General features: G+C 41.8%; 9 protein-coding genes. 5 read left to right on the plus strand and 4 right to left on the minus strand.

All coding sequences use genetic code 11. From position 1 onward, the window contains the following. Together ACUXV0_RS11500 and ACUXV0_RS11505 are read right to left on the minus strand one after the other, a co-directional pair. The gene (locus ACUXV0_RS11500) at positions 1-351 is read right to left on the minus strand and encodes a hypothetical protein (RefSeq protein ID WP_446189697.1); all 351 of its coding nucleotides are present in this window, start codon (positions 349-351) and stop codon (positions 1-3) included. A 74-nt stretch (positions 352-425) separates the two neighbouring features. Then, positions 426-914, minus strand: coding sequence for a hypothetical protein (locus tag ACUXV0_RS11505; RefSeq protein WP_446189698.1), 489 nt, complete (start codon positions 912-914; stop codon positions 426-428). On the opposite strand from ACUXV0_RS11505, the gene ACUXV0_RS11510 reads away from it, so the two are divergent. Beyond that, positions 900-2,018 (plus strand): serine hydrolase, encoded by a 1,119-nt coding sequence (locus tag ACUXV0_RS11510; RefSeq protein WP_446189699.1) that lies wholly within the window; start codon positions 900-902, stop codon positions 2,016-2,018. The two genes, ACUXV0_RS11505 and ACUXV0_RS11510, sit on opposite strands and share 15 nt — an antisense overlap. On the opposite strand, the gene ACUXV0_RS11515 is transcribed toward ACUXV0_RS11510, so the two are convergent. Beyond that, the gene (locus ACUXV0_RS11515; protein WP_446189700.1) at positions 2,015-3,082 is read right to left on the minus strand and encodes a mannose-1-phosphate guanylyltransferase; all 1,068 of its coding nucleotides are present in this window, start codon (positions 3,080-3,082) and stop codon (positions 2,015-2,017) included. The genes ACUXV0_RS11510 and ACUXV0_RS11515 overlap by 4 nt on opposite strands. Further along, positions 3,072-4,127, minus strand: coding sequence for a DUF3089 domain-containing protein (locus ACUXV0_RS11520; RefSeq protein ID WP_446189701.1), 1,056 nt, complete (start codon positions 4,125-4,127; stop codon positions 3,072-3,074). The genes ACUXV0_RS11515 and ACUXV0_RS11520 overlap by 11 nt, the downstream gene beginning before the upstream one ends. Before the next feature lie 105 nt (positions 4,128-4,232). On the opposite strand from ACUXV0_RS11520, the gene ACUXV0_RS11525 reads away from it, so the two are divergent. The 4 genes from ACUXV0_RS11525 (at position 4,233) to ACUXV0_RS11540 (ending at position 12,855) form a co-directional block, all read left to right on the plus strand. Then, entirely contained in the window at positions 4,233-7,427 is a 3,195-nt protein-coding gene (locus ACUXV0_RS11525) for a carboxypeptidase-like regulatory domain-containing protein (protein ID WP_446189702.1), read from the plus strand. 173 nt (positions 7,428-7,600) lie between these two features. Next, positions 7,601-9,817, plus strand: a complete 2,217-nt coding sequence (locus ACUXV0_RS11530) for an NADP-dependent isocitrate dehydrogenase (protein WP_446189703.1) — start codon at positions 7,601-7,603, stop codon at positions 9,815-9,817. A 112-nt stretch (positions 9,818-9,929) separates the two neighbouring features. Next, positions 9,930-11,819, plus strand: a complete 1,890-nt coding sequence (locus ACUXV0_RS11535) for a T9SS type A sorting domain-containing protein (protein WP_446189704.1) — start codon at positions 9,930-9,932, stop codon at positions 11,817-11,819. Between the two features lie 43 nt (positions 11,820-11,862). Continuing rightward, positions 11,863-12,855, plus strand: coding sequence for a Gfo/Idh/MocA family protein (locus ACUXV0_RS11540; protein WP_446189705.1), 993 nt, complete (start codon positions 11,863-11,865; stop codon positions 12,853-12,855). The last annotated feature ends 1 nt before the right edge of the window (position 12,856 follow it).

Below are 12,856 nucleotides of genomic sequence, written 5' to 3' on the forward strand. Positions count from 1 at the left end.
TCAGGGAGCATTTATAGCGATATGATGCTCAAAAAGTTTTTCGAAGTATGAGATTCTGAATACCGGCTTGGTAACAGCCTGAAAAGTATTCTCAAAAATCAGTAGTGAAACTTCTGCCGATGGCAAAAGGGCAAAGTCTGAGCCAAAGTCAAAAGCAAAGGAAGGAATAACAAAATCTAAGGATAGCTCACTTAGTTCTGCTTGAGGCTCTTCAGTATCATCCGTAGACTGAGCAGCAGCTATATCCACTAGATTCTGCTCTTTTACCAGACTATTCACACTAACCGTGGCCAGCATAAACAGGCTCAAAAAGAGACCCAAAACCTTAAATATGTGCTTACTCTGCTTCATCTTAGGCGGCAAAGCTACAATCTTTTCTCAGAAAATGTCAAGAACTGCAGTATTAATCATCAGTACTTCAGCGGCTAATCTGCCATAGATCTGATCAATTCTCTTTTGGATACTTGTACTTTATAGGCCTTCACAGAGTCACAGTTCACCGTAAAATAATAGGCATAAAGCGTGTCATTGAGTTTTTGAGGTGTAGGATCTATCAGTTCTCCATTTCCCAAGCTATAATCCAGAGCCTGAAAAATACCTTCTTCTTTTTCAATAGAAGAACTCTCCCCTTGCTCTATTCTCCTCAGGTTAACATAGTTCGGTAGCTCCAGGGCATTAGCATCACAGTCTTTCGTAAGTGATTGATAAACCTTGCTACCTGCTTTGTTCAGAGCCCCCATAATTTGAGCTTCAGTAACCTTCTGAATTTTATAATCACCCATTTTGGCTTTCACCGCAGAAGTATCAATCTTCTCCACGTTACTGGTGCATGAAATCCCGAGAATCATTGGCAAAAGCAGAAGTTGCCACCTATTTTTAAGTATACTAAGACTATTACTTTGAAATATTTTCATCTGTTTCTTTTACTTGTATGTTGTTCGTTTGGACTATTTGCACAGCAAACTAACAAGGACTTTAAAAGACTTCTTTTCAAGAATAAAGAATTGAAGCCTTTTCTGAAAGAAAGTCAAAAATACCGCATTCAGATCATATTTACGTCCATTGATCAAAATGGTAATCTGGAGCCAAGCAAATTTTTCAATTATGATCCTGATTTTTACTTCTACCCGGCGAGCACAGTCAAGCTGCCGGCAGCACTATTGGCTGCAGAAAAACTAAATCACCTCAATATCCCGCTGAGTGAGCCGTTCTTCAGCCAAAATTTGTACGATAACTATGGTGGCGTCAATGGTGAGGAAAGTGTAAAATCTTACATTCAAAAAATCTTCTTGGTGTCTGACAACGATGCCTTCAATCGACTCTACGATCTGTTAGGTCAGGAAGAGTTTAATCAAAAAATGAACGCTAAAGGATATACCAATTCTCAGTTCACTCATCGATTATCTATTTCATTGAGCCAAGAACAAAACAGAAAGACTCCTTCTGTTAGGCTTGGAGAAAAGTACAACCAGGAAGAAAAAATAGCCAAGAATCTCAAGAAACGCCCATTTACACCAATAGGTAAGGCCTACTTTGCCAAAGGCAAAAAAATTGAAACACCGATGGACTTTTCTACCAAGAATAACTTTGATCTTTTGGATCAACAAATGGTTTTAGCCTCTCTTTTTGGTTTTGAAAATGAGAAAGCAGCTTTTGAAATCAAAAAGGAGGACCTCACATTTATCAAAAAAGTCATGAGTGCCATGCCCAGAGAATATGGTTATGAGGAAGTAAACTTCCCTGACAATTATGGCAAGTTTCTCATGTTTGGTGATCGACAAGGCAGAATTCCAGACCACATCAAAATCTACAATAAAATTGGTGCGGCCTATGGTTTTCTAATTGACAATGCTTTGATAGAGGACACCAAAAACAACATTCGGTTTTTGCTTTCAGCCGTCATTTATGTCAATGAGAATGAAACACTGAATGATGATACGTATGAGTATAACGAAAAAGGCCTGCCTTTTCTCGGAGAATTGGGCAGGCATATTTATGAATATCAGTTGAAGAACTAGACGAATTCGCCACCTTTTTCTTCGGCGTCATTGACAAATTGTTTCACCTTCTGCTCATCCTCCATTTTACAGATCATGAGCACATTATTGAATTCAGTGACAATAAAACCGTCAAGTCCATTCAATACCACCAACTTGTCTTTAGGTGTCTTCACAACGCAGTTGGTAGAGTTATAAGTCATTACGTTGCCGTCAATGGCATTGGAGTCTTCATTTAATTCTGAATTTTCATAGACAGACCTCCAGGTACCGAGGTCAGACCAGCCGATATCAGACTTCACCACATATACATTATCTGCCTTTTCCATCAGACCATTATCTATGGAAATAGAACGGCATCTCATGTAAGCAGAGTCTAGTTCATCTTTTTCACTTTCAGTATAGAAATGCTTCTGAACTGAGTTAAACGCGTCTGCTTCTTCAGGCATAAAACGCGAAAACGCCATGGTAATACTAGCCGCCGACCAAACGAAAATACCAGCGTTCCAGGTGTAGTCTCCACTTGCTAAAAACATCTTAGCCAGCTCCAGGTTTGGCTTCTCGGTAAAAGTTTTCACTTTTTTGACCTCAGATCCTTCATCCTCAAACTGAATATAACCGTAGCCGGTATTCGGGTGAGATGGCTCAATACCCAATGTTACCAGTGCATCATTTCTAGAGGCATAATCAATGGCAATATTGATTCTCTTCTTAAATTCTTCCTCTTTTAAAATGATATGGTCTGCGGGAGCCACCACAATATTGGCATCCGGGTTTTGCTTTTGAATTTTATAACAAGCATATCCTATACACGGAGCAGTATTTCTTCTACCAGGCTCACAGAGAATCTGATCATCCGAAAGATACGGGAGCTGTGTTTGTGTTAACTCTTTGTACTCGTGACCTGTAACTACATAGATGTTTTCCTTTGGACAAACGCCCTCAAAACGGTCAGCAGTTTGCTGAATGAGTGTACGGCCTGTACCCAGCACATCGTGAAACTGTTTCGGGAAATTTTTTCTACTAAAAGGCCAGAATCGGGTGCCTATTCCGCCAGCCATTATGACTACGTAGTTATTGTTCATGAGCTTTGTTTTGAGTTAAAAAAGTGGACACCCGCAAAGCTACATTTTCTCGAATGTTCATCCAATATAAATTGATATCGGCTCTGTGCCAGATTTTAGATCGAATGAAAATTCTACCTGGCACATGAGGTTTGCTTATCCAGAGCATACCGTCATGCACCTGTGCATCTACAGGTTGTTTGTAAAATTTGTACTTCAGCCCTACTCCTCCAAGGTTTTCGGTTCGGGGTACGTACTCTTCATTAACTCGCCAGCTCAGTGGATTAGTACAAATGGCTTTGTTTAATCCATCATTATAATAATTAGGATAGAAGCCTTTGACAAAGGTGTTCCAGGTCACAAAGCCTCCAGTATGCTCAGGGGAGTCGCTCGGCTGAATAGTCTCAAAATAATCGCCGGGAGTAGCTATTCCTATCAGATAAGCCTCTACTAGTTGGTTTTGAAGTTCTTTTCCATCAAAGAACTCTTTGAGCAGCCTTCCTGCATGTACTGTTCCTTGTGAATGCGAAGCAATAACTATTGGTCTTCCTTCATTAAAGTTTTTGAGGTAATACTCAAAAGCTGCTTTAATATCCAGATAAGCCAAATCCAAAGCACTATCAGCACTATTTTCATCATCGGTAGTAAAGGCAGTATAATGTGCCTGCCTGTATCTGGGGGCATACACTTTACATGCTCCATTAAAGGCTGTAGCCTGATTCAGGATAGTGCTATTGTCTACCTTGATATTCATCTCGCTATCGTTCACATCTGCATTCCAAATAAAGTCATTTGCAGGCTCAGCAGTGAAAATGGTAGGGTGCAGAAAAAACACATCCGCTTTCGCCGTATTCTGGGTTTCTGAAAGTCCTGAATTTATTGGTGTGCTATCAGCCATATCTTTCATAATAGGCAATGCCGCCCAATGGCTAATGTTCGAGTAGTCAGGGGCTGGCGGGTGTTTTGTGTCAGAAAATCTCTCAGATATTCTGAAAATTTTTTGAGCCAAAACCTCTCCAGATAGTGTAAAAACGAAGATTACGAGAAAGAATAGCTGTTTGTTCAATTTTAGAATTATTTTTTGTTTGAATTGTATAATAATAATATTTCTTTTGCTACAACGATATAGCCTACCTTATAAATTACTTAACCTAAACTATTCATCATCTTTATGAACAAACGTCTATCAAAAAAGTTGGTGTATCTCATGCTTTTAATGATATGCACCCTAACCTATGGCTATGCTCAAACCCGCATATCGGGAACCATTTCAGACGCAGAAACCAAAGAACCCCTTGTAGGAATTAGTGTTCAGGTAAAAAATAAAATCATTGGTACCATTACAGATATCAATGGCCAGTTTGAGCTGAATACTTCTACTCCTTTGCCTTTTGACCTCATTATTTCTTCAATTGGCTATCAAACTCAGGAAATACAAATCACTTCTGATAATTCTGACCTCACCATTGCTCTGGAGGAGCAGGCCGTGCAAGGTCAGGAGGTTGTAGTAGCGGCTTCGCGTGTTGAAGAAAGTGTAATGAAATCACCGGTGGCGGTAGAGAAAATGGACCTCCGCCAGATTCAGCAAAACCCAACCTCTTCTTTTTATGATGGCCTGGCCAATCTGAAAGGAGTAGGAATGACTACCCAGGGTCTACTTTTCAAATCAGTAAACATGCGTGGTTTTGGTGCTACGGGTAATCCAAGAACCGTCCAGATGATCGACGGAATGGATAACTCCGCACCAGGGCTAAACTTCCCGATCGATAATATCGTGGGTATGCCTGAGCTGGATGTAGAAAGCGTAGAAGTTCTTCCAGGGGCAGCATCTGCCCTATACGGCCCTAACGCCCTGAACGGTTTGATATTAATGAACTCTAAGAGCCCATTCTTATATCAAGGGTTGAGTGCCAACGTAAAAGCGGGTGTAATGTCTGCAAGCAACAGAGATGTGGTTACCACACCTTTTTATGATGTTTCAATGCGTTACGCCAAAGCATTCAATGACAAATTTGCCTTCAAAATCAATCTATCTTATATCTCAGCTGATGACTGGCAGGCCTCTGATTATACCAACCTCAATGTAGGAGGTGTTCAGAATGGTATGCGTGGAGCAGGCGTTAACCCTGATTATGATGGCATGAACATCTACGGTGACGAGGTACAAACCAATATGACCGGAGTAGCAGACGCCCTAATTAGTGCCGGGCTTCTACCTCAGGGTTCAGATGCCTTGATTCCTGATCAGATCGTTAGCCGTACAGGTTTTTATGAAAGAGACTTGGTGGACTATGATACCAAAAGTTTCAAAACCAATATTGCTCTTCACTATCGTATCAATGAAAATATAGAAGCAGTAGGCCAGTTTAACTACGGCTATGGTACCTCGGTTTACACAGGTACGGGTCGTTACTCTTTAAGAAACTTCAACCTTTCTCAAACCAAGCTAGAGCTAAGAGGTGATAACTTTACAGTTAGAGGTTACACTACTCAGGAAAACTCAGGGCAGTCTTACCTTGCTGGTTTAGCGGCAGTTTCTATGCTTGACGACTGGAAATCTCACCAGACATGGTTTGGAGAATACGTTGGGGCTTTTGCACAAGCAAGAGCTGGCGGATTAGGCGAAGCTGAGGCTCATGTAGCCGCAAGAGGTTTTGCAGATCAGGGAATGCCACAACCCGGTACTGCTGGTTTTGAAAGCCTTCTGGACAAGTACAGAGATTTGGGTATTGCAGACGGAGGCGGTCGTTTCCTGGATAAAACAGATATGTATCATGCTGAAGGTTTCTATAACTTCAAAAACGAAATCGATTTTGTAGATCTTCTTGTGGGTGCCAATATCAGACATTACCGTCTTCAATCTGAGGGTACGCTCTTTGCTGATACCAAGGATGGTCGTGATGGAGTAATTCCAATCAATGAATACGGTGCATTTATGCAGGCCGGTAAAAGTTTGTTCAATGAACACTTGAAATTGACAGGTTCCATCAGATATGACAAAAACCAGAACTTCGATGGACAGTTTACGCCTAGAATATCGGCTGTAGGTACGTTTGGCACTCAAAACGTTCGCCTGTCATATCAGACTGGTTTCAGAATACCAACAACTCAAAACCAGTATATTGACCTGACTACGCCAAACGGTACCCTTATCGGAGGTCTTCCTGAATTTAATGACCGTTATAATTTGGGCAGTGGTATTTTGAGACAAAACTTATCGCAAGCTAACATCGCAGCTACAATTGCTGCTAACCCTTCGATTGTTCAACAATCTCAGGCTTATGCTACAGCCGCCGTTAATGCTGCCATAGATCAGATTACGGAGCAAGTTTCTCAAGCCGTAATGGCTCAATCAGACGCTATACTAGCCGGAGTAACTCAAGCCGTAACAGCCACCATTACTCAGCAAGTGACTGCACAGGTAAATGCTGCTGTAGCTAACGGTGATATTCCTGAAGATCAAGCAGCTGCTTCAATAGAAGCTGGAGTAGCTCAAGCTCTAAGTGCTCCTGCTACACAGCAGTTGATTCAGTCTAATGTAGAAAGTCAAATCGAAAGTTTGATTGCTCAAAACGTAGAAGCTACAGTAGTATCTCAAATTACAGCCACTACCCAGCAGGTGGTTCCTTTATTTGCTTTAGCAGCTCTATCAAAATACCAATACCCGGGTCTTTCTCCGGAAAGAATCAAGTCTTGGGAAATCGGCTATAAAGGGTTGATTGCTAAGAAGCTTTACATTGACGCCTACTATTACCAAAGTGTCTACACTAATTTCATGGGAGGGACCGCCATTATTGTTCCTACTGCACCAGCGGCTCCTGGCTTACCTGTTGAGTCCGGGATCGGTGTTGGAAACTTCAACGGATATTCTAGACCAGCCAACTCTTCTGAGGAGATTAAGGTAACAGGATGGGCCGTAGGTGCTAATTACAGTATCAAAAACGGTTTCAATGTAGGTTTCAATGTTTCGAATAACGAACTGGTAAACTTTACCCCAACTCCTGAGCAGCAGTACTCTGGTTTTAATACACCACGTTACAGATATAATGTGAGTTTCGGAAAGAGAATTGGTAGTGGAGATAAGTTTGGATTTAACATCAACTACCGCTACTCAGACGAGTATCTGTGGCAGTCGAGTTTCGTGATCCCAACAACCACCTCGGCACCATTATTCTCAAATACTATGGTACCAGCTATTAAAAATCTGGATGCTCAGGTGAGTTTCAAAATACCTTCAATGAAGTCAATTTTGAAAATTGGTGGAACAAACATTGGTGGCAAACCATATATTCAAGCCTTTGGTAGTGCTTCTATCGGCTCAATGTATTATGCATCAATAACTTTTGACGAATTATTGAATAGATAATTACGGTTTATTGTAGAACTAAATTTTGTGAAAATTAAAAAGAGCCTGAACTATCGGGCTCTTTTTTTTATGACTATAATCATCACTCATTTTTTTGTAGATTTGCACTCCTTTTTCAAACATGAAATTATTGTAGACAGAAGTTTCCTGTCTCCTAAATCTTAAAAAGATATATGTCTAAGATCATTTATACCAAAACTGACGAAGCACCTGCTTTAGCAACCTATTCTTTACTTCCGTTTATCGAGGCTTTCACGGCTAAAGCCGGTATAGAAGTTGAAACCAGAGATATTTCATTAGCTGGTAGAATCATTGCTAATTTCCCTGATTTCCTAAATGAAGATCAGAAAATAGGTGATGCCCTGGCTGAGCTTGGCGAACTTGCCAAAACTCCGGAGGCTAATATCATTAAGCTTCCGAATATTTCGGCTTCTATTCCTCAGTTAAAAGCGGCTATCAAGGAGCTTCAGGCACAGGGATACGCACTTCCTGATTACCCGGATGAGCCGAAAGACGATGCTCAAAAAGACATCAAATCAAGATACGATAAAATTAAAGGTAGTGCCGTAAACCCGGTATTACGTGAAGGTAACTCAGACAGAAGAGCACCAAAAGCCGTGAAGAATTATGCCAAGGCAAACCCACATAGCATGGGTGCCTGGTCAAAGGATTCTAAGACTCACGTGGCTACCATGGGCATGAATGATTTTGCGTCAAACGAGAAGTCTGTAACCGTAACAGAAGCTACCGATGTACGTATAGAACATGTAGATACTAACGGCAATGTGACAGTACTGAAAGAAAGTACTCCACTTCAGGCAGGTGAAATCATAGATGCTACCAAAATGAGCAAAGGAGCTTTAGTGAGCTTCCTTGAAGAAGAAATAGCTGATGCCAAAGAGCAGGGCGTTTTATTCTCTTTACACATGAAGGCCACTATGATGAAGGTATCTGACCCTATCATCTTTGGTCATGCCGTAAGAGCTTACTTTAAAGACCTTTTTGAAAAGCATGGAGCTACTTTTGCAAAGCTGGGAGTAGATGTAAATAATGGTTTTGGTAACCTGATAAGCAAACTTGATGAGCTTTCTGCAGAAGAAAAAGCAGAGATAGAAGCAGATATTCAGAAATGCTACGAAAACGGCCCTGACTTGGCCATGGTAAATTCTGACAAAGGAATTACCAACCTTCATGTACCGAGTGATGTGATTATTGATGCGTCTATGCCGGCTATGATCAGAACCTCTGGTCAGATGTGGGATAAAGATGGAAAGACTCAAGATACCAAAGCGGTGATTCCTGATAGCAGCTATGCGGCCGTTTACCAGGAGACCATCGATTTCTGTATTGAAAACGGTGCATTTGACCCTACCACTATGGGTAGCGTATCTAACGTAGGTCTGATGGCCCAGAAGGCTGAAGAATACGGATCACACGATAAAACTTTTGAAGTAGCTGCTGCCGGAACGGTAAGAGTAGTAAACTCAAAAGGTGAGACTATCCTGGAACATGAGGTAGAAGAAGGTGATATCTGGAGAGCATGTCAAGTGAAAGATGCACCAATCAGAGACTGGGTAAAACTAGCCGTAAACAGAGCTAAAGCTACAGGTACTCCTGCAGTATTCTGGTTAGATGCAAACAGAGCTCACGATGCTAACCTAATTGAAAAGGTTCAGCAATATTTACCTGAGCATGACACTGATGGCCTTGAGATTCATATCCTTTCTCCGCAGGCAGCCACTAGATTCTCATTGGAAAGAATCATCGAAGGAAAAGACACTATTTCTGTAACGGGTAACGTACTTCGTGACTACCTGACAGACTTATTCCCAATTCTGGAGCTTGGTACAAGTGCTAAAATGCTTTCGATTGTTCCATTGATGAATGGCGGTGGTCTTTTTGAGACGGGTGCAGGTGGATCTGCCCCTAAGCACGTTCAGCAGTTTACAGAAGAAAATCACCTGAGATGGGACTCACTAGGTGAATTCCTTGCCTTGGCGGTTTCACTGGAACACCTAAGTGAAAAAGAGAATAACCCTAAAGCGAAAGTACTGGCAGATGCTCTTGATGAGGCAACCGAAAAGTTATTGACTACTGGCAAATCTCCTTCAAGAAAAGTAAACGAACTGGATAACAGAGGCAGTCATTTTTATCTGGCAATGTACTGGGCTCAGGCTTTGGCTGCTCAAAATGATGATGCAGAACTAAAAGCAGCTTTTGAAGGTATAGCTGGTGAAATGGCGACAAACGAAGCGAAGATTGTAAACGAGCTTAACGAGGTTCAAGGAAAAGCTGTAGACATCAAAGGTTATTACCAACCAAATGATGATTTGGCTTCTGCCGCAATGAGACCGAGTGTTACATTAAATGGAATTCTGGCAAAACTTTAAGCTGGAAAAAACATATTCAAACCGCCTTTCTATGCTATAGAAGGGCGGTTTTGTTTTTAGGCACGATGTTTGAAATCTCTTATAAAACACCTGAATTAAGAGAACCTCGACATTGACTTTTATAAGAATCACATTCCTGCTAATCCTATCACTTCAATTATCTGCCCAAACAGTGTACCACGTGGGTTCGCAGTTTTCTTTTGGTGGAGATAATAACGATAACGCCTATGCTCTGGCCCAAACTTCTGACGGAGGGTTTATCATAGCTGGCTCAACCAACTCTAACGATAATGGTGATATACCGCTTTCATATGCCTATAATGGCAACGGGGGCACCGACTTCTTAGTCTTAAAAATCAATGTGCAGGGGACCATCCAATGGATAAAGACTTTTGGCGGTAGTGATGCCGATGTAGCCACGGATATCGCCAGGACTTCAAACGGGGAATATGTAGTAGTAGGCAGCTCCAGATCTGTGGATGGCGATGCCAACTTTAATGGACCTAACGGTGGCATTTTGATCATTCGACTCAAAGAGGATGGCAGCCTGGTCTCCAAACGAATCATTCCCGGAGGCAGAAGGTTTACGGAAGACACCTATCACTTTGCCAATGAGTTCTCTCAGCCCTCAGTTGAGGTGGATAAATCAGGATATATTTATGTAGGTGGCACTTACGAAATAGGCTCAAACCCCTATAAGGCCAAAGACTTTTATCTCACGAAACTTACACCTACAGGTGATACTCTTTGGGAGAAATACTTCGGAAGTTCTCTAGATGATCAGATGCACGGCCTCGCCATAGATAATGTCGGGAATGTAGTGATGGTAGGTAGTACCTCAGCCCTTGCCAATGAAATCAACGGTGCTGGCAACGGAAACCTCGATTACTTAGTTATCAAAACGAATTCTAATGGTCAATTGCAATGGCAAAAGGCTTTTGGAGGTAGTAATATTGACGCCCTTCACGGTATTACCGTAAACCCGAACGGCAGTGGTTATATTGCTGTAGGCGAAACCAGCTCTACCAACGGTATAGTCACAGAAAGTTTTGGCCAGAAAGACGGCCATGTTCTTGGGATTAGCTCCTCGGGGTCTTTGCTATGGCAAACGAAAGTTGGAGGTGACGGCAATGACAACCTTTATAATATTCTGGTGGAATCAAACAAAAGCTTGCTGGCTTTTGGTACAAGTGATTCCCGAATCCGTGGAGTTCAGTCAAAAGGCTCGCTTACTGATGTATTCACCGTAAAATTGAATCCAAACGGCGTCATTGAAGATCTGGGAATGTTTGGAGGTGAAGATATTGACGTAGCTCGTGGCGGAGCAGTTTTAACAGATGGAACAGTTGCTTTGGCATGCATCAGCCGATCAGAGTCTGAAGACTTAACTCGAAATAATGGAGAAAACGATTTCTGGTTTGTAAACCTAACTCCGCCAGACCCAATAGAGTTTGAGTATTTCAGAGGAGAGTTAGTTGATAAATCAAAGATCAATTTAAGCTGGCATACCCTTTACCAGGACGGAGCAGACATTATTAGACTTGAAAAGAGCCTGGACAATAAGAACTTTGTAAGGCTACAGGATTTTAATGCTTCTGCCAACACCACCAGTGGTGAATCATATGCCTACACAGATAATAATATTGGCTACGGTACTTTTTACTATCGTTTGAAGTTCTACAATAAAGCTGGTAAAGAGTTCAAAGGCCCTTTTGTTACCATAACTAATTCTCCTTTAGCGAGTGAGCCTGTAATACAAAACTCAGCCAATGATTGGGTATTTTACCCAAACCCTGCAAAGGAAAGGTTAATTGTACCTGTCAAAGATGCAGGAGCAAGTTTTGATCTTTATGACGCCATGGGTAATCGACGTTCGTTTTATGCTCAATATGCTCCATATAGAGGCTGGACTTTTGACCTCAGAGAGTTAAGCTCAGGCACCTATCTGCTAAAAGTAAACGCCGGAGCCCAGTCTGCCACCAAACGCTTTGTGGTACGTTAACCGAATCTTTTCCTAATTTCGTGACCTCAAACACGAAAACCCTATGGAAAAGAAAATAAACTGGGGCATCATAGGAATCGGTAAAATTGCCGAGAAATTTGCCTCTGATCTGGCCACCGTAGAAAACGCCGAACTTCTGGCTGTAGCTTCCTCATCTATTGACAGAGCTACTGATTTTGCCGGTAGGCATGGAGCCCAATTTGCTTATGGAAGTTACGAGCAGCTTTTTGAAGCCGAGGGACTTGATGCTGTATACATTGCTACGCCTCATAACTTACATCACGAATGTACAATGCTATGCCTAAAGCATAAAAAAGCAGTGCTTTGTGAGAAGCCTTTCGCGATGAACGAAGAGGAAGTGGATGAAATGATAGAGACAGCCCAAAAGTCAGAAACATTTCTGATGGAAGCCCTCTGGACTCGTTTTCTCCCATCCACAAAAAAAGTGCTCGAGTTAATTGACGCCGGAGCCATTGGCAAGGTTAAAACGCTTCAGGCAGACTTTGGTTTTATACCTCCTTATATGCCAGAAAGAAGAACACTAAACCGTGCCTTAGGAGGCGGAGCCTTTCTAGATATTGGAATTTACCCGGCTTTCCTTTCTCTTTTGATTTTGGGGTACCCATCAAAGATATTGGCAGCAGCTACCATGGGACCAACGGGCGTAGATGAAACTACTACTTTCGTTTATCAATACGACGACCTGGCCACAGCCAGTCTGAACTGCTCTTTTGGTACTAACACCGAAACTGATGCCATCATTTATGGCGATAAAGGAAGAATTCACATCAAAAGGAAGTTTCACGAAAGCAAGGAAGTAAGCTTTATTCCTGACGAAGGAGAGGCTCAAACTTTCGAGTTTCCCAGAGAAACTTTTGGCTACGATTACGAAATAAGAGAAGTGAATGATTGCTTAAGACGAGGGGCTACACAGAGTGAACTTTGGAGTCATAAAGACAGCAAGAGACTTATTCATCTGCTAGATGTGACTAGAGAAAAAGCAGGGATATCTTATGAAACAGATCGTTCTTTCTAAG

This window comes from Jiulongibacter sp. NS-SX5, from assembly GCF_052828545.1.